Here is a 21,078-nt window from a genome sequence, read left to right as displayed (position 1 = left end):
CATGCGCTACCAGTATAAATTTGAAAAGATTTTAACGTTAAAAGAAAAAGAAAAGAATGATTCCAAGTCGAGATATACAGAAGCAGTAAAAGAATTTGAATCAGAAGCCGAGCATCTATACCAAATGCTGAAAAAGAAAGAAGAATTATTGGATTTACAATCAGAACAATTAAAGCTTGGATTATCAGTTCAGCAGGTAAGGCATAATCAGAACTTTTTGGAAAATCATGAAAAAATGATTGCGCATTATCAGAAGCGCGTGATGGAAACACGATCAAAAATGCAATTCTATCATCAGCTTCTAATTGAGAAAAATGTAGAAGTGAAAAAATACGAGAAAATAAAAGAAAAAGATTTTCAAAGATATTTTAATACGATGAAATATGAAGAAAACCGGCAAATGGATGAAATATCTATTCAACAATATATGAGCCGTTCATGATGGAGGCGTAGTAGTTGGATCGTAAGGAAGAACAGGAAAATAAAGGATTAGGCGAGTTGCATATGTTTCTTATCATGTTGATCGTTCTAATATTTATCGTTGGCGCTGTGTTAATCACGGCAGTTATTTCAGGTAAAAGTATAGGTGGACAAGTCGAGAAACTAGTTGAACACATTCCTTTTTTAGGTGAGAAAGAAGAGAAGGCAGAAAAACAAACGGATCAAACGAATCAAGCCATCTATGTGAAAGAGATAGCAAAGCTAAAGTCTCAACTGAAAGATCAAGTGGATGAAGCAGCCAGTCTGGAAAAAATTCTGGATAACAAAGAGCAGGAGCTAAAGCGAAGTCAGCTAACGGTAGAACAACTGGAGCAGACGATATCAGAACTTGATCAAAAAGAGGAACAGACCTCCAAGTCATTTCAAGATATAGTAGACACCTACGAAAAAATGGCACCTAAGCAAGCTGCCTTAATTGTGGCAGAAATGAGTGAGAAAGAAGCCGTGAAGATACTTTCCTCCATAACAACAGATAGTCTGGCTGCCATTATGGAGAAACTAGAAGCAAAGAAAGCAGCCGCGTTAATGGTGAAAATTACGGCTGAAAAAGAAAAAGCAGAGGAAATAGAAGGGAGTTCGAAAAAATAGAAAGGAGGTGAACGAATGAATCAGACTGGTGTATTGCTTAACAATCAAATGGTAAAAGCAGCAACAGACATATCTAAAAATAACTCTCAATTAATTAGCAAAAAAACAGATGGCAAGTATTTTCTAACGATACTTCAAACTGAAAAGGGGCTCGCTCAAAAAGAGGACCCAGAGATCCTACTAGATGAAAATCCGGATGAAAGTGTGGAATTAGGTGCTACGTTAAGTTTTCTGGATATAGAGGGGCTTGAAGAAATGGATGGAGCATTTGCCTTATTAAATCTCCTGATTAACCATGATCAGAGTGACCTCAGCAACTTGGAATTTATTCAGAATCTACTGGGCAGTCAACCCTCTGAAACGATTAAAGAAGCGTTGGACCAATTAATGGGCGACCAGAGCATAATTAAACAAACGGATTTTACTAAATTACCTCCATCAAATGAGGATATCGGTACACTGAATGGCCTTTTAAATAGGGGGCTGTCAAGCTCATTTGAAGGTTTAACAAGTGAAAAACAACAAGCATTTCTTACTCTACTGAATGCTGGAAAATTGATTGTTATGAGCAATGAGCATGTAGTACTCAATCAAGAAGTTGCAGAAAATGTAAGTGAACTAACTGTCCTTTTATCGAAATGGAAGGATAAGCTGTCAAGCATACATGCAAAAGGGCAGCAAGAAGAATCTACTGTAAGGAAGAACTATACTGGCTTCATGAGAGATATAGGAATGAAAGTATACAATCAACAAGCCGGACACCGTCCAATTAACATCAAAAACAGCGAGAATCCTATGATATACAATCCAATAATGAATAAAAATCCGGACATACCGTTAAATCAAACCGTTATGATTGGTGAACTTCAATTGCAAACACAGCAGCTGAGTTCGACCTTGGTCCTTGAAAAAAATGGGCAGGCACTTGGAGCGGATGAGTTCATAAAAACATTTGAATCTATATTGTCTAGAGCAAATTATACGAATCAAAATGGGGTCCAGAGATTGCTTGTCAGATTAACACCGGAAAATCTCGGGACATTACAAATTGAACTCATGCAAAAAGACGGCAAAATGGTGGCTAGAATAATGGCCAACACTCAAAGTGGAAAAGAGCTAATAGAGTCGCAAATCCAAGGGTTAAGAGTGTCCCTATCGTCACAAGGCATTCAACTAGACAAAATAGAGTTTGAACAAAAAGCTGACGCACAGCATCAGGAAGAATCAAATCGAGAAAAGAGAAGAGATCATCAGAATGAAAATCTTGCTGAGGATCATTTTGACGACATGGAAGAAGAATCATACACAGGGTTTTTAAGTGTTCTCGAAGACTCGATGATTAATCAAGAGATATAGGAGGAGTTACATTGACAACAATAGATACAAGTCTCTTATATAGTTCCCTGCAGTCTCAACCAAGGGAAGTGAAGAATAACTTGGATAAAGATGATTTCCTGAAGTTATTGCTGACTCAATTACAAAATCAGGACCCAACCAGCCCCATGGAAAACACTGAATTTATCGCACAAATGGCAACCTTTTCGAGCCTTGAGCAAATGACAAATATGAATACAACATTAGGGAACTTTTTAGAATCTCAAAATCAAAACCTATTAATCACATATTCTCAGTTAGTTGGGCAGGAAGTAACCTATCATAAAATAGCAAACACCAATAATGAAAGCAATCAAACAGAAGTAAAAGAAGGTACTGGTAAAGTAAAATCCATTCAGTTTGTGGAGGATAGTGTGAAGTTTATTCTTGAAGACGGAACTGTTTTAGAGCCCGCGAATATTTCTTCTGTAAACGAGCTTTCAGCAGGAAACAGCCTTGTTGAAGCGAGCCGTTTAATTGGGAAACAAGTGAGCTGGCTAGATGCTGAAGGAACAGAACGTAATGCGCTTGTCTCCTCGGTCTTCCAAAAGGATGGTCAGGTTAAACTCGAGGTGAATGACGAAGCGAAAACAGCATTGCTTCTAAATCAGTTGATTAAAGTAGGATAAAGAAGAGGCGAAGTCAATGGACCAACGTATTAGTTACAGGCCGCTTACACAAGTTGCTAATCCACTAAAAAACCAGCAAAAAGTACAACAGAATAGTGGAAAAGAATCATTTGAAAGCTTTCTTAGGCCGGCAATAGATCAAAGTAATAAAGGGATTACAATCAGTAAACACGCAGAACAGCGAATTCAACAGCGGAATTTACAGATTAATGAACAACAGTGGGGCCAGCTTGAGGAAAAGCTTGCAGAAGCAAGGCGAAAGGGTTTAAACGAATCACTGGTTTTAATGGATAATGCAGCGCTTATTGTCAATGCCAAAAATAATACAGTGATTACAGCGATGGATAAAGCAGAAGCGGGCACGCAAATCTTCACCAATATTAATGGGGCAATTATTTTAAATTAAATTAGGAATTGGCTGGACCTCGGGTTGAGGAAGCCGTGGCTGTTGAATGACTGATACAGCCAAGTTGAAAGGGGAAAATACTATGTTACGTTCCATGTACTCTGGTATTAGCGGATTAAAAAACTTCCAAACAAAACTGGATGTGATCGGGAATAACATCGCAAATGTGAACACATATGGTTATAAAAAAGGCAGGGTAACATTTAAAGATACAATGAGCCAAACAGTTTCAGGAGCCAGTGCAGCTACAGCTGACAAGGGCGGAACAAATGCCGTACAAGTCGGGCTTGGCAGCTCTTTGGCTTCTATAGATAATATCGATACTCAGGGAAGTGCCCAAACGACGAATCGTACACTGGATCTTTCCATTGAAGGTGACGGATATTTTGCTGTTAAAAATGGAAATGCAGAATTTTACACGCGTGCTGGGAATTTTTATTTAGATGAGGATGGCGTGCTGGTTACGAGTGAAGGATTTAAGGTGCAAGGGGAACAAGGGGATATCATCATTTCAGGTGTAGCAAGCTTTAGCATCGGCCAGGGCGGCAAGATTACGGGTGTCGATGCTAATGGAGCTAATGTAGACCTTGGAACGATTACCATTGCTAAATTTAACAATCCGGCCGGTTTAACAAAGGCTGGAAATAATACATTCCAGGAATCTGTAAACTCTGGTACTCCGAATATTGGAACAGCTGATACAGATGGAAGAGGGAAACTTTCATCGGGGCGACTTGAAATGTCAAATGTGGATTTGTCAGAGGAATTTACGGAGATGATTGTGGCACAGCGTGGTTTTCAGGCGAACACACGAATTATTACAACATCCGATGAGATACTGCAGGAATTAGTTAATCTTAAAAGGTAATGAGTAAAGGAGGCAGGGGCTAAAATGATTCTTTAGCCCTCCCAATTATGATATTGGTAACGAAATTGAACGGGAAGACCTATTTTTTAAATGCTTTATATATTGAATCCGTAGAAGCCAATCCTGATACAACCATTACGCTGACGAATGGCAAAAAGCTGATCGTAGCGAACGCTGAGGATGAGATTATCCATTCAATTAATCATTTTTATCGCAGCATAAATGTTTTAGGGCATCAGCATGACCAGGAGGATGACAATGAAGAATAAAATGATGACAATCATACTTGTTTTTCTGGCAGCAATTTCTTTGCTGGGGATTATCGGAGTGGTTGTCTTAATGAATAATACAGACCAATCTTCTGAAAAAGAGCCAAGTATTGATGAAGTTATTAAATATTCCGTTGAAATACCCGAAATTACGACTAACTTAGCGGACGATACGTTAATCCGTGTATCGTACATGATGGAAACAGATAATAAAAAAGCAAAAGAAGAATTGGACAAACGAATTTTTCAGGTAAATGATATCGTTATTACGGAGTTAGCGGAAATGAAAGCTGATCAACTTAATGATAAAAAAGGCAAACTGGAATTCGAAAATAAACTTAAGGCACAAGTAAATGGGCTGATGCAGGAAGGTAAGGTTATTGAAATTTATACAACCTCGTCCATTCTCCAATAAAAAAGCAACATAATAGTATTTGAAACTACGGAGGTGATTCGATTGTCTGGCGAGGTTTTATCTCAGAATGAAATTGATGCACTATTATCAGCATTATCAACGGGTGAAATGGATGCTGATGAATTAAAGAAGGAAGAAAATGAAAGAAAAGTAAGAGTTTACGATTTTAAAAGAGCCTTACGTTTTTCCAAAGATCAGATTCGGAATTTAACGAGAATACATGAGAATTTTGCGCGTTTATTGACCACTTATTTTTCAGCGCAACTGCGTACATATGTCAATATTAGTGTGGCTTCAGCAGATCAGCTTCCATATGAGGAATTTATACGCTCTGTGCCTAAAATGACCATATTGAATGTTTTTGAGGTTCCTCCTTTAGATGGACGAATCCTAATGGAAGTTAACCCTAATATAGCCTATACCATGCTAGACAGGGTGCTGGGCGGCAGAGGGGCAAGTTTTAATAAAGTAGAAAGCCTTACAGAAATTGAAACAAAAATTATGTCCAACCTGTTTGAGCGTGCTTTTGAAAATTTAAAAGAAGCTTGGTCGACCATTGCAGATATAAACACGGAATTATCTGAATTTGAAGTAAATCCGCAATTTCTACAAATGGTTTCCCCTAATGATACGGTTGTTGTTATTTCATTAAATATCGCAATTGGTGAGGTTAGCGGAATGATCAATATATGCATACCGCATGTAGTATTGGAGCCAATCATACCTAAACTATCCGTACACTATTGGATGCATACAAGCAAAAAGACAAGAGAACCGAATGAATCGAAAATGTTGGAACAACGTGTTCGCACAGCGGAGTTACCTCTGGTTGTTCAATTGGGCACTGCTGATATTTCAATTCAGGATTTCTTAAACCTTTCTGAAGGAGATGTCATTGAGTTAGGCCAGCCGATTGACCGTCCGGTTGTGATATCTGTTGGTGATGTGCCTAAATTTCTTGGACAGGCAGGTAAGGTAAATAAGAAGATTGGTATTCAAATATTAGAGAACTTGAAAGGGGGAGACGAGATAGATGAATAATGAAAGACTTACACAAGAAGAGATTGATGCCTTATTAGATAGCTCGGGGCAGGATGACTTCAGTGCTGCTCCAATGATAGGAGATTATTTTTCAACAATGGAGCAGGATACTCTTGGGGAAATAGGGAATATTTCGTTCGGTAGTTCAGCGACGGCTCTATCGATGCTATTAAATCAAAAAGTGGCTATCACAACTCCCTTAGTATCCTTAATTGCCAGTGAAAAACTGGCGGAGGAATTTCCGCAGCCATATGTAGCTATTCAAGTGGAATATACAGAAGGATTTATCGGAGCTAATCTACTAGTCATAAAGCAGTCAGATGCAGCTATTATTGCTGATTTGATGCTCGGAGGAGATGGGCAATCTCCGGCCACTGACTTATCAGAGATCCATCTCAGTGCTGTACAGGAAGCCATGAATCAAATGATGGGTTCTGCCGCAACCTCTATGTCTACGGTTTTTAATAAACGTGTTGACATTTCACCTCCTTCAATAGAACTTATTGATTTACCTGAGGGAGCAGGGCATGATGTTATTCCAAAGGATGAATTGCTAGTTAAAGTATCGTTTAGATTGAAGATTGGTAATTTAATCGATTCGTATATTATGCAATTATTACCTGCAGATTTTGCCAGAAGTTTAGTAGGTGAGTTGTTGGGTCAAACGTATGGCAATGTGGATACACCTACCAAAGCGCATTCGGCTACTGATTCCATGAAGGGAGAGGAACCAGATGCTATTGTAGGAGACGTGTTAATGCCAGATACGACTTCTAATAGGGCTTATCAGGAGCAGCGTATTTATGAAGATGATAGGTTGAAAGGTGAGTCTCAGCAATACATGCAAAGCAATCAGCATCTTGGAATGAATTCTGTAGTGAATAGTCAGCCTGTCCAGGTGCAGCCTGCTACGTTTTCGGAATTCGAACCGGTACATCAACTGGAGGAGAAAGAAGCTAATAATCTCAATATGTTACTGGATATTCCTTTGCAAGTAACGGTTGAACTGGGTAGAACCAATCGATCTGTTAAAGAAATTCTTGGATTGTCTTCAGGTTCTATTATTGAATTGGATAAATTAGCGGGAGAACCTGTCGATATTTTGGTGAATAATCGATTGATTGCTAAAGGGGAAGTAGTTGTAATTGATGAAAACTTTGGTGTTCGGGTAACGGATATCATCAGCAAAACCGATCGCTTGAAAAAATTAAAGTAAGCTGGAGGAAAATAGAATGGCACATAAAATTTTAGTAGTGGATGATGCAGCATTTATGAGAATGATGATTAAAGACATATTGGTTAAAAATGGATATGAAGTGGTGGGTGAAGGAGCGGACGGTCAACAGGCAATTGAGCTGTATAAAGAAACAATGCCTGATTTAGTTACAATGGATATTACAATGCCGGAGATGGACGGAATTACCGCATTGAGAGAAATACGCAAATTAAATCCCAATGCCAAGATTATTATGTGTTCTGCAATGGGCCAGCAGGCTATGGTTATTGATGCCATTCAGGCAGGCGCAAAAGATTTTATAGTAAAACCTTTTGCTGCTGATCGTGTATTAGAGGCAATTAGCAAAGCTTTGTCTTAAAAAGGAGAAATAAACGTGCAACGTAAGCCAAGCTATAAAAAATTGATCCTAATTTTCATTTTGAGTTTGGCCGTTGTTTCACTTTATAAGGGAATTATTGTGAGTGCGGCGGCGGCGACGGACAATAGCAATCAAAGTGTAGACAGTTATTTTAATAATAAAGATGATAATGCGGAATCAGGGAATACTGGCGATACCAATACCAATCAAACCCCTGAAACAGATGAGAAAGAGACAAGTGATGTGGGAATTTCTTTTGGCGATATCTTTAGAATGTTTTTTGCCTTACTTTTTGTCGCAGGCTTGTTGTTTGTGCTTTTGCGTGTCATCAATAAAAAAAACCGCGGGTATCAACATGGCCGGATCATCGAAAATATCGGGGGTACTCCTCTAGGAGGAAATCGTTCCGTTCAAATGGTTAGAATTGGGGAAACGATTTACATTGTAGGGGTCGGGGACACGGTACAGTTACTCAATGTAATTGATGATAGGGAAGAGTACAACCGATTAATGAAAGAACATAATGAGAAAGTTGACCAGCAGTTGGTACCGATGGATTTTGCTACGAAGCTTATGGATAAATGGAAATTAAAATCTCCCAAACAAATTCCTCAATCATTCTCAAGTCACTTTCAGGAACAATTGGAAGAGTTAAAGAAAGATCGTCAAAAGGTTAAAGAAGACATAAGTAAGAAAGGAACGCACCGGGATGAATGACTTAATGAATCTTTTTAGTAGTGGGGATGCCGCCACCGTATCAACATCAGTTAAGTTACTCCTGGTATTGACTGTACTTTCTCTTGCGCCCAGTATTTTAATCTTAATGACCTGTTTTACAAGAATTGTCATCGTTTTGGGGTTTGTAAGGACTGCCTTATCGACTCAGCAGATGCCACCTACGCAAGTATTAATCGGTTTGTCACTTTTCATAACTTTTTTCGTGATGGCTCCCGTTTTTTCTGAAGTGAATGACGAGGCACTTCAACCACTTTTTAAGGATGAAATCAAATTGGAAGAGGCCTATGAAAAAGCGGCAGGACCCTTTAAGGAATTCATGAGTAAACATACGAGACAAAAGGATTTGCAGCTGTTTTTGGAATATTCAAAAGCGGAGACTCCAGAAAAAATCGAAGACATCCCGCTGACAACCCTTGTACCTGCTTTTGCAATCAGTGAAATGAAAACAGCTTTTCAGATTGGATTTATGATATTCATTCCCTTTCTGGTAATAGACATGATAGTAGCAAGTGTTCTGATGTCTATGGGAATGATGATGTTGCCGCCGGTAATGATCTCGTTACCCTTTAAAATTTTGCTGTTTGTCATGGTCGATGGATGGTATTTGGTTGTTAAATCCTTATTACAAAGTTTTTAGGCAGGTGAGAAAAAGATGACATCAGAAGTAGTCATTTCTTTAGCGGAGAAGGGGATTTATACCGTATTGATCATAAGTGCTCCCTTATTAATATTGGCTTTAGGTATAGGATTAATTGTCAGTATTTTTCAGGCAACCACACAAATCCAGGAGCAAACATTGGCCTTTATACCAAAAATTGTTGCTGTTTTGCTGGGAATTGTATTTTTTGGCCCTTGGATGCTGAGCAAAATGCTGTCGTATACGGCAGATATTTTTAATAATTTAACGAAGTTTGTAGGATAAAGTATGGAAGAAATCATACCAAAGTTTAGTAGTTATTTATTGATTTTCGTTCGCATCGCATCCTTTTTTATTACAATGCCTATTTTCTCTCATAGGACGATTCCTGCTCAGCATCGTATTGGAATCAGTGCGTTGCTTGCTTGGATTATGTATTATACGGTCTCATCACCTGGATTTGAGATAGACAGTTTATATCTTTTATTAGTAGTAAAAGAATGCTTAGTCGGGTTAATGATTGGGTTCTTTGCTTATATGATGTTCACGGCTGTTCAAACAGCCGGCGGATTCATTGATTTTCAAATGGGTTTTTCAATGGCAAATGTCATCGACCCTCAAACAGGTGCTCAAAGCCCCATTATGGGCCAATATTTATATACGTTTGCCCTTCTTTTTTTGTTAGCCATTGATGGGCATCATCTATTACTAGATGGAATTTTTTACAGTTATGAATTTATTCCGCTGTCTACAGATTTTCTTCCATTTGGAAATGAGCAAATACTGACACTGATGGTCCATTTTTTTACGCAGTCATTTATTATTGCCTTTCAAATGTCGATACCGATTGTGGGAAGTTTATTTTTAGTGGATATAGCCCTTGGAATAGTAGCCAGAACAGTCCCACAAATGAATATATTTGTGATTGGCTTTCCAATCAAGATATTCGTTAGTTTTATTCTAATTATCATTACAATGGGAACTACGTTACTACTGGTGAAGGGGCTATTGAATACAACGTTGGAAGGAATGCGTTCCCTTATGCATCTGTTTGGAGGAAGTTGATATGACTCTATTAAAATTGGATTTGCAATTTTTCTCTGGAGAAAAAACGGAGAAAGCTACTCCTAAAAAACGACAGGATGCGAGAAAAAAAGGACAGGTTGCCAAAAGTCAGGATATTAATACAGCAGTTGTTTTGCTGGGAGTATTTTTCTTTTTATATATAGCCGGCGGATTTTTAAAAGATAGGTTAATTGCCCTTTTTAAATATCCACTCAATCTTTCATCAACAATCACATTTTCAGAAGGTGACTTGTATTTAATGTTCATAGATATTCTGAAGCAAATGGCTATTATTTTGGGGCCCATTATGATGGCTGCATTTGTGGCAGGTATCCTTGCAAATTTCGCCCAGGTGGGAGCCTTGTTTTCAACAGAGACCATTCAATTTAAGTTAGAAAAAATTGATCCCATTAAAGGGTTTAAACGAATTTTTTCCATGAGGGCCATCGTAGAAATGCTTAAATCAATTTTAAAAATTGCGATCATCGGGGGTGTAACGTTCTATTGCATATGGTCTCGGTTGGACGAAATTATGATGCTTTCTACTAAGAACCTGGGGGCATCCTTAATTACACTTGCAGATATAACAGTGAGAACCGGTTTGTTTGCTTCGGGAGCTTTATTATTTTTAGCCCTGCTCGATTATCTTTATCAACGATTTGATTTTGAAAAAAGTATCCGAATGTCTAAGCAGGATATTAAACAGGAGTATAAAACAAGTGAGGGCGATCCTATTATAAAGTCTCGAATCAAGCAAAAACAAAGAGAAATGGCCATGTCGAGAATGATGCAGGAAATTCCGAAAGCAGATGTTGTCATTACAAATCCAACCCATTATGCCATCGCATTAAAGTACGATGAAAATAAACTGGATGCTCCTTATGTCCTCGGGAAAGGTTTGGATTTTGTTGCCCAAAAAATTAAGCTTGTTGCCAAAGAAAATGATATACCTATGATGGAAAACAGACCGTTGGCACGAGCATTGTACGATCAGGCGGAAATTGGACAGGCTATACCGGAGGAATTTTATAAAGGGGTGGCTGAAATTTTAGCTTATGTTTATAAAATGAAAGACAAGTCTTAGAGAAATGTTCCAACCGATACGTTCACAGGCCAGTTGACATAGTAGAAAGATAAATTTTGATTTTTATAAAGTATGTTTCACTTTATTACCCGTTAGGAGAGAACAAGTATGCGAGCAAGAGATTTTTCCGTTTTAATAGCCGTCATCATGATCGTAGCCATGTTGATTATTCCTTTACCAACATGGTTAATTAGTTTTCTAATCATGGTCAATATATCTCTTGCCTTATTAGTATTATTGACTTCAATGAATACGCAGGAACCATTACAATTCTCGATTTTCCCTTCTCTTCTTTTGCTCCTTACCTTGTTTAGGCTTGGCCTTAATATTTCAACGACAAGAGCCATACTGACACACGGGGATGCTGGTGGCGTCGTTCATGTGTTTGGGGACTTTGTGGTCGGAGGTCAGGTAATTGTCGGTTTGGTTGTATTCTTAATTCTGATTATCATTCAATTCATTGTGATTACCAAAGGAGCTGAACGTGTTGCGGAAGTGGCAGCCCGTTTTACGCTCGACGCAATGCCAGGTAAACAAATGAGCATTGATGCTGATTTAAATGCTGGAATGATTTCTGAACAAGAAGCAAGAACCAGACGTGAAAAGGTGTCAAGAGAAGCTGATTTTTTTGGTTCGATGGATGGAGCCAGTAAGTTTGTTAAAGGGGATGCCATAGCCAGTATCATTATCGTTTTGATCAACCTAATATTTGGAATGATCATCGGTGTTATGCAAATGGATTTATCATTTGGTGAAGCAGCTGTAAAATTTTCTCTTTTATCTGTAGGGGACGGGATTGTCAGCCAAGTGCCTGCCTTACTGATCTCAACAGCAACAGGGATTATCGTCACGAGGGCGGCATCAGATGGCAATCTTGCATCTGATATTACCTCCCAGCTATTTGCTTATCCACAAATGCTGTATATTGCTGCCGGGACTATTCTATTATTAGGTCTATTTACACCGATCAATAATTTTTTAACACTGTTTATTTCGGGCTTATTGGCTTTGGGTGCATATAAAGCGTCTTCTGTTCAGAAAAATAATCGTACCCCTGCTGTACCTGAAGTTGATGAAACCGTAGAGACAGAAGAAATGAAAAGTCCTGAAAGCGTGATTAGCCTTCTCAGTATTGACCCAATTGAATTTGAATTTGGGTATGGGCTGATTCCGTTAGCAGATGCTAATCAGGGTGGTGATCTTCTGGATCGAGTAGTTATGATTCGCAGGCAGCTTGCGATCGAGTTGGGTCTGGTTATTCCAGTTGTGAGAATCAGAGATAATATTCAGCTTAAACCCAATGAATACAGATTGAAAATTAAAGGTGCTGAAATGGCAAGAGGTGAACTTTTGTTAGACCACTACTTAGCAATGGCACCGGGAATGGATGATGACTCAATAGATGGAATTGATACAATTGAACCCTCCTTTGGGTTGCCAGCTAAATGGATTACAGAAGAGACGAAGGAATATGCTGAAATGCTCGGTTACACAGTCGTAGATCCGCCATCGGTTGTCTCTACACATATTACAGAGATTATTAAAACAAATGCAGCTGATTTGATCGGACGTCAGGAAACAAAACAATTAATCGAGCATCTCAGAGAGTCTTCACCTATTTTAATAGAGGAAGTTACACCAAACCCATTGTCAGTCGGTGACATACAAAAAGTGCTGGCAAAATTATTAAGAGAAAAGGTTTCAATTAGGAATTTACCAATTATTTTTGAAACGTTAGCTGATTTTGGCAGGATGACGAATGATACAGATATTTTAGCGGAATATGTCAGACAGGCACTGGCCCGTCAAATTACCAACCAATATGTTATGGGGGATAATTTAAAAGTATTAACTCTTTCTGGAAGAGTAGAAAAAATAATAGCAGACAGTATTCAACAAACTGAACAAGGTAATTATCTATCCATTGATCCAAACGATTCACAGAAAATCCTTGAATCAGTAGCCGGAAAGTTGGAGGAGCATACAATGCTCGATCAAGCACCTGTATTACTATGTTCACCAGCTGTAAGGATGTATGTACGCCAACTGACAGAAAGATATTTTCCGCAGCTTCCAGTTTTATCGTACAACGAGTTGGAAGCCAATGTGGAGATACAAAGCGTAGGGATGGTGAATGCTGAATGAAAGTGAAGAAATTTACTGGGATATCCATGCAAGATGTGATGAGCAAAATACGGACAGAATTTGGTGATGATGCCGTGATTTTGAATTCAAAAGTGGTTAATAGCAATGGGATACTTGGTCTATTTAAAAAGAAAACTTTTGAAGTGATTGCCACGATTGATCCCGATACCGTGGATAGTAAAAAGCCGACATATACAAAGGTTAACAATGAACTAAAACGACCATTCAAAAGTGAATCCATTGTAAAGCCTGTTCAAGCAGCCGATTTCAAAGATAGTGAAATTCCTTCAAAAGACATACTTAATGAACTGCAGGAAATGAAACAAATGCTTTCATTCGAATCTAAGTATAGTTTATATCCGGATCAATTAAGAAAAGTATACAAAAAGCTTGTCAAAATAGAATTGGATAAACATTTAACCGATAAACTAATGGATTATTTATTGGAAAGATGGAGAAATAATAGGAACTCAGATGAAATAACGGAACGTGATTTACAAGATCTGGTTAATTCCTACTTAGTCGATCAATTAACGAATCATGTACCAAATGATGTGGGATTATTTAAGAGGAAATATGTAAATATCGTGGGTCCTACCGGAGTTGGAAAGACTACGACCATTGCGAAGATTGCAGCAGAATATGTCATGAAACATAATAAACAGATTGCGTTTATCACGACTGATACCTATAGAATAGCCGCTATTGAACAACTGAAAACATATGCAGAGATACTGAGAGTTCCAGTCGAAGTGGCCTATAACATGGAGGATTTTAAACAGGCGGCTAAACGTTTTGCTCATTATGATTATGTATTTATTGATACAGCAGGCCGTAATTATCGGAATCAGGATTTTGTTGAGGATCTCAAGGGCTTGATTGATTTTGATATGGATATGGAGACGTACCTTGTTCTTTCTATAACTTCCAAAGCCCACGATATGGATAGGATTTATAATCAGTTTTCCATTATTCCGATACAAGGTGTCATTTTTACTAAAATAGATGAAACAGCTTATCATGGTTCCATTCTGAATTTTATTTTAAACCATCAGGTGCCAGTCATTTATATGACAAATGGACAGGATGTACCTGATGATATTGTTGCTGCCACACCGGAGAAAATCATTAAAACAGTTTGTGGAGGTTATTTATATGCACGACCAAGCTGAACTGCTGAGGCAAAGAATTCTAAAAGAAAAAGATGGATGTGCTGCAAGAGTCATCGCTGTTGTCAGTGGAAAAGGCGGAGTCGGTAAATCAAATTTTTCATTGAATTTTTCAATTGGACTTGCCAAGCAAAATAAAAAAGTATTAATCATGGATATTGATGTTGGTATGGGGAACATCAATATCTTAATCGGCCAAGCGGGCAGATATACTATAGCCGATCATTTTAATGAAGGAATTCCCTTAAGAATGGCCATTTCTTCAGGGCCTGAAGGGATTCATTATATTCCGGGTGGGACAGGGTTGTCAGATTTATTTAAGATGGATCAAAAACAATTTGATCATTTTAGTTATCAGTTTCAAAGCATTCTGGAAGATTATGATTTTATTATTTTAGATATGGGTGCTGGAATATCAGAACAAACCTTACAATTTATCGTTTCAGCTCAGGAGTTGATCTTTATTACCACTCCTGAGCCAACTGCTATAACAGATGCGTATTCGATGATGAAGTATCTTGTTAGCAGTACAGATGTACCGTTCTATCTACTGTGTAACCGGGCTTCAAGTCGCAGGGAAGGCAATGAAGTTCTCATGCGTTTAACGAGAGCTGCACATCAATTTTTACATAAAGAGATTTTGGCGCTTGGTGTTTTACCTGATGATAAATCTGTACATAAAGCAGTGATTAGGCAAATTCCATTTATCTTATTAAATACATCTTCCCCAGCAAGTGAGGCTCTAAAAAAAACCATTGTACATTACCTGGGAGCCTTGGCAAAAGAGACAAATCAGCCTGTTTCGTTTATGAAAAAGATGAAGAATTTTCTGTTTGAAAGGTAGGTCTTACACATTGGATGCAATTAAAGTCTTAATAGTTGAAGACTCACCTTTTATGAGGAAGTTAATTACAGAAATTCTTCAAGAAGATGAACAGATAGAAGTGGTGTCTATTGCCCGGAATGGTGCAGACGGGCTTTTGAAAATCGAAAAGTTTAAACCTGATGTGGTTACGCTTGATATTGATATGCCGGTTATGGACGGTATTATGACCTTGCAGGAAATTATGAGGAAACATCCAACCCCTGTAGTTATGCTTTCTGGAACGAATCGGTCGGGGGTAGACATGGTTATGGAATGCATGGAGCTAGGTGCAGTTGATTTTATTGAGAAGCCTTCTGGATCATTTTCACAGGATCTACATAGAATTAAGCGGGAAATGATTGAGAAAGTAAAGGAAGCTGTCAAAGTAAATATGGATGTGTTCAAACAAAATGATAGCTTGTTGACTGCACGTACTGTCCCAATATATTCCGAGAAACCGGTACAAAAGGAAGATTCTCGGATGACTGAATTAATAGCTGCTAAGGATTTCCAGAAAATTGTTTGTATCGGAACATCTACCGGAGGGCCGCGGGCATTGTATAGCGTTCTGCCGCTATTGAGTGGAGAAATCAGGGCGCCTATTCTGATTGTTCAGCATATGCCGATAGGGTTTACGAAATCTCTGGCAAGCAGGTTAAACAAGTTATCAAAAATAAGGGTGAAGGAAGCTGAAGACGGAGAAATCTTACGTAATGGTACAGCATATATCGCACCAGGTGGGTTGCATTTGACGGCTGTGATAAATGCTGGTGCGTTAGTTGCTAAATTGGATGAAAATCCACCAATTAATGGCCATCGTCCATCAGTGGATACCTTGTTAAATTCTGTTTCCGAACTGCCCCGGATATATGAGCAAATAGCGGTTATTATGACGGGGATGGGTGCAGATGGATCAAATGGGATTTTGAATATAAAAAAGAACAAACGTTCAATAGTGATAGCCGAATCTGAAGAAACTTGCGTGGTTTTCGGTATGCCAAAATCTGCGGTTGCAACTGGAATGGTAGATGAAGTTATGCCTTTATACAAGATAGCAGGAGCATTAAATGAAATTTGTAAGAATGAGAGGTGAGTTGGTATGGATTTAAATCAATATTTAGAGGTTTTCATAGAAGAAAGCAAAGAACACTTGCAAACTTGTAATGAACAATTATTAGAACTGGAAAAACATGATGGTGATTTAACGATTGTAAATGAAATTTTCCGTGCAGCCCATACGTTAAAAGGGATGTCTGCGACCATGGGGTTTGATGATTTGGCGCGTTTGACTCATCAGATGGAAAATGTGTTGGATGAAATCAGAAATGAGCGAATAAAAGTGAATACCGCTATTTTGGATGTTGTATTTTTAGCTGTTGACGATCTTGAAGCCATGGTTTTATCGATTGCAGATGGTGGAGATGGGAAAAGAGATGTCTCTCTAACAATAGAAAAATTAGAAAAAATTGTGACTGGTGAACGAACAATGATAACAAGTCCGGTTACGGAGGATGATTCGTCAAGCACTCCGGGAGAAACTCAATCTGGTGCGGAAGCTTATGATGAATATGAATGGACGGTATTGGAACAATCCATCGAACAAGGGTACCAAGCATACGCTGTAAAGGTAATCTTAAAGGATGATTGTATCTTAAAAGCAGTCAGAGTTTTTATGGTATATGAAATTTTCGCTGAACTGGGTGAGGTTATTAAGTCTGTCCCTTCCGTAGATAATCTTGAGGAAGAAAAGTTTGAACAAGAATTTACGGCGACCTTGCTAACAAAACAATCTGCAACGGATATTGAGCAGAAAATAAATAAGGTATCTGAAATTGAATCTGTTCAAGTTCTGCCGGTGATAAATAAAACATCTGAAAAAGAAAGCCATAAAGACACTAACAAACTGGAGAATGAGAACCTGGTGCTGGCAATGAAGAATCCGGCCAATCAGACAGAGGATAAAGAAGAACAAAAGGCAGTGTCTGGAAAGACAGCTATAGCTCATAATAAGACAATTCGTGTAAATATTGAGCGCCTTGATATATTGATGAACCTATTTGAAGAGTTAGTGATTGATAGAGGTAGACTTGAACAAATTTCAAAAGATCTTAATAATCCTGAGCTATTTGAGACGGTTGAACGGATGACAAGAACATCAGGGGATATGCAAACGATTATCTTAAATATGCGAATGGTACCAGTGGAAACGGTCTTTAATCGTTTTCCTCGTATGGTTAGACAGCTTGCCCGAGATTTAAACAAGAAAATTCGACTAGAAATTGTCGGGGCGGATACAGAGTTAGATCGGACCGTTATTGATGAAATTGGTGATCCGCTCCTGCATCTCCTACGAAATGCCCTGGATCATGGCATCGAAACACCGGAAGCCAGACGTGAAAAAGGCAAGCCTGAGCAAGGCACTGTAATCTTGAAGGCTTATCATAGTGGAAACCACGTTTTTATTGAAATTGAAGATGACGGCGCTGGCATCAATACCGATGTAGTTGTAAGAAAAGCATTGGATAAAGGAATTATTACAGTCGAACAAGCTGAAGCAATGACAGAGCGGCAAAAAAATGAACTTATTTTTGCTTCCGGTTTCTCCACTGCTAAAGAAATCTCTGATATTTCAGGCCGGGGCGTTGGACTAGATGTCGTAAAAAATACAATTGAATCTCTTGGTGGGAGCGTATCCATTCACTCGCGTCTTGGTTACGGGTCGATATTTTCTGTAAAATTGCCTCTTACTCTATCTATTATTTCCGTCATGCTTGTTGAAGTTCAGCATGAAAAGTACGCAATTCCGTTATCATCCATAATTGAGACCTATATTGTTAAAAAAACAGATATATTAAAGTCTCATAACCAGGATGTTATTGATTTTAGAGGCAAAATTATTCCGCTTGTTTACTTACATTCTATTTTATCGATTCCTGTGACCCGGGAGGAAGAGGAATTTCTGTCACTAGTTATTGTTCGAAATGGAGATAAAATGGCTGGATTAGTCGTTAATTCGTTTATTGGACAGCAGGAAATCGTTTTAAAATCATTGGGTAACTACTTAAACTCTGTTTTTGCACTGTCAGGTGCGACGATTCTCGGAGATGGACAAGTAGCTTTAATCTTAGATTGCAATTCTCTTGTTAAGTAAGCAGTAAAGGAAAGGAGGAATTTATGTGGCTGAAAATACGAATGAGCGTATGTTAAAAGTAATTGTATTTGAGTTAGTGGACAAAGAATATGCCATACCGGTTGGATATGTAATGTCTATCGAAAAAGTACCCTATATTACTAGAGTTCCAGGTGTAGAAAACTTTGTGATGGGAGTCATAAATCTTAAAGGAACCATTACGCCAATCATCGATCTTCGAATACGATTCGGGCTTGAAAGGAAAGAGCATGATGAGTCTACCAGAATTATTATTATTTCTTATAACCAGTTTGAAGTAGGATTAATTGTGGACTCAGCAAAGGATGTATTGGAATTCCCGACGGATTTGGTGGAACCACAGCCGAAGGTGGTAGGTCTTCAGGAAATTGATTTTATAGATGGGGTTGCCAAAATAGATAAACGACTGCTCATCCTGATTAAGCTTGAACGGATTTTACAAGAACTAGGAACCGCACAATCTATATAGGAAGAGGAAGAATCACATGTCATATTTTGATTCCATTACAGCTCTCCAATTGGATACATTAAAGGAAATAGGGAATATCGGAGCAGGCAATGCTGCCACTGCTTTGTCACGCTTAGTGAACAAACGGGTCATGATGAGCGTTCCCTCCGTAAGAATTGCTACATTTGACGAAACAATGGAGCTGGCAGGAGGAGCAGATAATGTAGTCGCAAGTGTTTACTTACGAATTGAAGGAGATATCACTGGCAATATGTATTTTATCCTATCCCGATCCCAGGCCGCCCGGTTTATCAATCAAATGACAGGTTCTGAACAATTTACTTTTGATCAGTCGTCAGACAATGAGATTACCTTATCTGCTTTAACGGAAATGGGTAATATTTTGTCGGGTTCCTATCTAACTGCCTTGTCGGATTTTACCGGTCTGAAGATCTACCCATCTGTTCCTGTATTGGGAATTGATATGGTGGGAGCCCTATTAGGGGATGGTTTATTGGAATTTTCTCAACTTGGCGATTATGCGATTATCATTGATACAGACTTAACTGAATTTGATAGTGAAGATGAGAAGGATCTAAATGGACATTTCTTTTTACTTCCTGATCCTGAATCGTTTGCTACTCTCTTTACCGCATTGGGAGTGAAAATGGAATGAATCCATCTGATGATCATGAAATTATCCGGGTTGGAATTGCAGATATGAAAATTGCATGTACGAATTCGATTATTAGAACGGCTGGCCTTGGTTCATGTGTTGGCGTTGTTCTGTACAGCTCAACACAAAAAGTTGCCAGTATGGCTCATGTCATGCTTCCGGATTCCTCACTTGCTAGAGGGAAAATGTTTAATAAAGCTAAATATGCTGATACGGCAATTCCTGAGATGCTCGCTCAATTAGAAAATAAAGGTGTAAAAAGACAGACACTGAAGGCGAAGATTGCTGGTGGAGCCCAAATGTTTCCATATGGTTCGGGAAGTGAATTAATGAGGATTGGACCGCGAAATGTTCATGCCATTAAAACACACCTAAAAGAGAATCATATCCAATTAATGGCTGAAGAAGTTGGCGGGAATAGCGGAAGAACAATTGAGTTTAATCCGATGACAAGTGTATTGCATATTCGCACGGTGAATCATGGCAGTCAGTATATTTAAAATCTACGACAATGAATCGAAATTAAGGGAAATTTGTCGGATGTGTATATGTGGCTTTTTGTTATAATTGTATTACCATTATAAACCAAATCAAGGAGGGTCAAAATGTCTCAAGTGAATACCGGTGAAGAACAAACGTATTGGCATAAATGGCTTGAAGGCCGGGACGCGCAGGCTGGAGACATATTGGCAAAAAAATACTTGCCATTGGTCAGTTATCATGTTCAACGGATCTCTGTAAACCTGCCTAAAAATGTAAATAGGGATGATATACGGAGTTTGGGAAATATGGGTCTTTTTGACGCATTAGAAAAATTTGATCCATCTCGTGATTTAAAATTTGAAACCTATGCTTCCTTTCGAATTAGGGGAGCTATTATAGATGGACTACGAAAAGAAGATTGGTTGCCTAGAAGTACGAGAGAAAAAGCAAAATTGATAGATTCTACGATAGAAGCGTTGGAACAGAAGAAAATGCGTAATATTACACCCGATGAGATTGCAGAGGAACTTGGGATACCTGAAGATGAGGTTATCAAAATTACGAATGAAAACTTCTTTTCCAATGTATTGTCAATGGATGAACAGCCGCATGATGCTCATTCAGAACAAGACGCACAATCGTATTCGATGAAAGATGAGCGCATGCTATCTCCTGAAGAAGCACTGGTTAAAAAGGAATTGCTGAAAGAGATGGAAAACCTCATTTATAAACTTGGTGAAAAAGAACAACTAGTTTTGGATTTATTTTACCGCCAGGAATTAACTCTTACAGAGATTGGATATATTTTAAAACTATCTACCTCAAGAATTTCCCAAATCCATTCACGTGCTTTATTTAAACTAAAAGAGTTATTGGCAAAAACGATATACCGCTAAAGCGTTAATTGGGGAGG

Annotated in this window: 25 protein-coding genes; all 25 read left to right on the top strand. The window is 38.4% G+C overall.

Annotation, left to right across the window (positions count from 1 at the left end; all coding sequences use genetic code 11):
* Nucleotide 1: 1 nt before the first annotated feature.
* The 25 genes from fliJ (at nt 2) to AC58NB_RS03485 (ending at nt 21,061) form a co-directional block, all read left to right on the top strand.
* On the top strand, nt 2-442 hold the full coding sequence (fliJ, locus tag AC58NB_RS03605) for a flagellar export protein FliJ (protein WP_497425454.1): 441 nt from the start codon (nt 2-4) through the stop codon (nt 440-442).
* A gap of 14 nt (nt 443-456) precedes the next feature.
* Nucleotides 457-1,089, top strand: coding sequence for a MotE family protein (locus AC58NB_RS03600; protein ID WP_497425453.1), 633 nt, complete (start codon nt 457-459; stop codon nt 1,087-1,089).
* Between the two features lie 15 nt (nt 1,090-1,104).
* Nucleotides 1,105-2,445, top strand: coding sequence for a flagellar hook-length control protein FliK (locus AC58NB_RS03595; RefSeq protein WP_497425452.1), 1,341 nt, complete (start codon nt 1,105-1,107; stop codon nt 2,443-2,445).
* 11 nt (nt 2,446-2,456) lie between these two features.
* Complete coding sequence (gene flgD, locus AC58NB_RS03590) at nt 2,457-3,092, top strand: flagellar hook assembly protein FlgD (RefSeq protein ID WP_497425451.1); 636 nt, start codon at nt 2,457-2,459, stop codon at nt 3,090-3,092.
* Between the two features lie 16 nt (nt 3,093-3,108).
* Nucleotides 3,109-3,498, top strand: coding sequence for a TIGR02530 family flagellar biosynthesis protein (locus AC58NB_RS03585; RefSeq protein WP_497425450.1), 390 nt, complete (start codon nt 3,109-3,111; stop codon nt 3,496-3,498).
* An 82-nt stretch (nt 3,499-3,580) separates the two neighbouring features.
* Nucleotides 3,581-4,366, top strand: a complete 786-nt coding sequence (gene flgG, locus AC58NB_RS03580; RefSeq protein WP_497425449.1) for a flagellar basal body rod protein FlgG — start codon at nt 3,581-3,583, stop codon at nt 4,364-4,366.
* A 47-nt stretch (nt 4,367-4,413) separates the two neighbouring features.
* Nucleotides 4,414-4,635, top strand: coding sequence for a flagellar FlbD family protein (locus AC58NB_RS03575; RefSeq protein WP_497425448.1), 222 nt, complete (start codon nt 4,414-4,416; stop codon nt 4,633-4,635).
* Nucleotides 4,625-5,050, top strand: coding sequence for a flagellar basal body-associated protein FliL (gene fliL / locus AC58NB_RS03570; RefSeq protein WP_497425447.1), 426 nt, complete (start codon nt 4,625-4,627; stop codon nt 5,048-5,050). Before AC58NB_RS03575 ends, fliL begins: the two co-directional genes overlap by 11 nt.
* A gap of 42 nt (nt 5,051-5,092) precedes the next feature.
* Nucleotides 5,093-6,091 (top strand): flagellar motor switch protein FliM, encoded by a 999-nt coding sequence (gene fliM / locus AC58NB_RS03565; protein WP_497425446.1) that lies wholly within the window; start codon nt 5,093-5,095, stop codon nt 6,089-6,091.
* Nucleotides 6,084-7,307, top strand: coding sequence for a flagellar motor switch phosphatase FliY (gene fliY, locus AC58NB_RS03560; protein ID WP_497425445.1), 1,224 nt, complete (start codon nt 6,084-6,086; stop codon nt 7,305-7,307). Before fliM ends, fliY begins: the two co-directional genes overlap by 8 nt.
* A gap of 16 nt (nt 7,308-7,323) precedes the next feature.
* Nucleotides 7,324-7,686, top strand: coding sequence for a response regulator (locus AC58NB_RS03555; protein ID WP_497425444.1), 363 nt, complete (start codon nt 7,324-7,326; stop codon nt 7,684-7,686).
* Nucleotides 7,687-7,701: 15 nt separating this feature from the next.
* Complete coding sequence (locus AC58NB_RS03550; RefSeq protein ID WP_497425443.1) at nt 7,702-8,403, top strand: flagellar biosynthetic protein FliO; 702 nt, start codon at nt 7,702-7,704, stop codon at nt 8,401-8,403.
* A complete protein-coding gene (gene fliP / locus AC58NB_RS03545) occupies nt 8,396-9,061 on the top strand; it encodes a flagellar type III secretion system pore protein FliP (RefSeq protein ID WP_497425442.1) in 666 nt (221 codons plus the stop codon). The genes AC58NB_RS03550 and fliP overlap by 8 nt, the downstream gene beginning before the upstream one ends.
* A 15-nt stretch (nt 9,062-9,076) precedes the next feature.
* Entirely contained in the window at nt 9,077-9,346 is a 270-nt protein-coding gene (gene fliQ, locus AC58NB_RS03540) for a flagellar biosynthesis protein FliQ (RefSeq protein WP_497425441.1), read from the top strand.
* 3 nt (nt 9,347-9,349) lie between these two features.
* Nucleotides 9,350-10,126 carry a flagellar biosynthetic protein FliR gene (gene fliR, locus AC58NB_RS03535; protein ID WP_497425440.1) on the top strand — a complete coding sequence of 259 codons (777 nt, stop codon included), beginning with the start codon at nt 9,350-9,352 and terminating at the stop codon, nt 10,124-10,126.
* 1 nt (nt 10,127) lies between these two features.
* Nucleotides 10,128-11,210: a flagellar biosynthesis protein FlhB gene (gene flhB / locus AC58NB_RS03530; RefSeq protein ID WP_497425439.1), complete on the top strand. Its 1,083-nt coding sequence runs from the start codon at nt 10,128-10,130 to the stop codon at nt 11,208-11,210.
* 108 nt (nt 11,211-11,318) lie between these two features.
* Nucleotides 11,319-13,355: a flagellar biosynthesis protein FlhA gene (flhA, locus tag AC58NB_RS03525; protein ID WP_497425438.1), complete on the top strand. Its 2,037-nt coding sequence runs from the start codon at nt 11,319-11,321 to the stop codon at nt 13,353-13,355.
* On the top strand, nt 13,352-14,527 hold the full coding sequence (gene flhF, locus AC58NB_RS03520; RefSeq protein ID WP_497425437.1) for a flagellar biosynthesis GTPase FlhF: 1,176 nt from the start codon (nt 13,352-13,354) through the stop codon (nt 14,525-14,527). The genes flhA and flhF overlap by 4 nt, the downstream gene beginning before the upstream one ends.
* The gene (locus tag AC58NB_RS03515; RefSeq protein WP_497425436.1) at nt 14,511-15,368 is read left to right on the top strand and encodes a MinD/ParA family protein; all 858 of its coding nucleotides are present in this window, start codon (nt 14,511-14,513) and stop codon (nt 15,366-15,368) included. Before flhF ends, AC58NB_RS03515 begins: the two co-directional genes overlap by 17 nt.
* Nucleotides 15,358-16,482, top strand: coding sequence for a protein-glutamate methylesterase/protein-glutamine glutaminase (locus tag AC58NB_RS03510; protein ID WP_497425435.1), 1,125 nt, complete (start codon nt 15,358-15,360; stop codon nt 16,480-16,482). The genes AC58NB_RS03515 and AC58NB_RS03510 overlap by 11 nt, the downstream gene beginning before the upstream one ends.
* Before the next feature lie 6 nt (nt 16,483-16,488).
* Nucleotides 16,489-18,540: a chemotaxis protein CheW gene (locus tag AC58NB_RS03505; RefSeq protein ID WP_497425434.1), complete on the top strand. Its 2,052-nt coding sequence runs from the start codon at nt 16,489-16,491 to the stop codon at nt 18,538-18,540.
* 25 nt (nt 18,541-18,565) lie between these two features.
* Entirely contained in the window at nt 18,566-19,027 is a 462-nt protein-coding gene (locus AC58NB_RS03500; RefSeq protein WP_497425433.1) for a chemotaxis protein CheW, read from the top strand.
* Nucleotides 19,028-19,043: 16 nt separating this feature from the next.
* Entirely contained in the window at nt 19,044-19,682 is a 639-nt protein-coding gene (locus AC58NB_RS03495) for a chemotaxis protein CheC (protein ID WP_497425432.1), read from the top strand.
* Nucleotides 19,679-20,182 carry a chemotaxis protein CheD gene (locus AC58NB_RS03490; protein WP_497425431.1) on the top strand — a complete coding sequence of 168 codons (504 nt, stop codon included), beginning with the start codon at nt 19,679-19,681 and terminating at the stop codon, nt 20,180-20,182. The genes AC58NB_RS03495 and AC58NB_RS03490 overlap by 4 nt, the downstream gene beginning before the upstream one ends.
* Nucleotides 20,183-20,287: 105 nt before the next feature.
* Nucleotides 20,288-21,061, top strand: coding sequence for a FliA/WhiG family RNA polymerase sigma factor (locus AC58NB_RS03485; RefSeq protein ID WP_497425430.1), 774 nt, complete (start codon nt 20,288-20,290; stop codon nt 21,059-21,061).
* The last annotated feature ends 17 nt before the right edge of the window (nt 21,062-21,078 follow it).

The sequence above is a fragment of the Pradoshia sp. TA40_28 genome (genome assembly GCF_059694525.1).
Note: the sequence above shows the minus strand (reverse complement) of the source record. Positions and strands in the feature narration are given on the sequence as shown.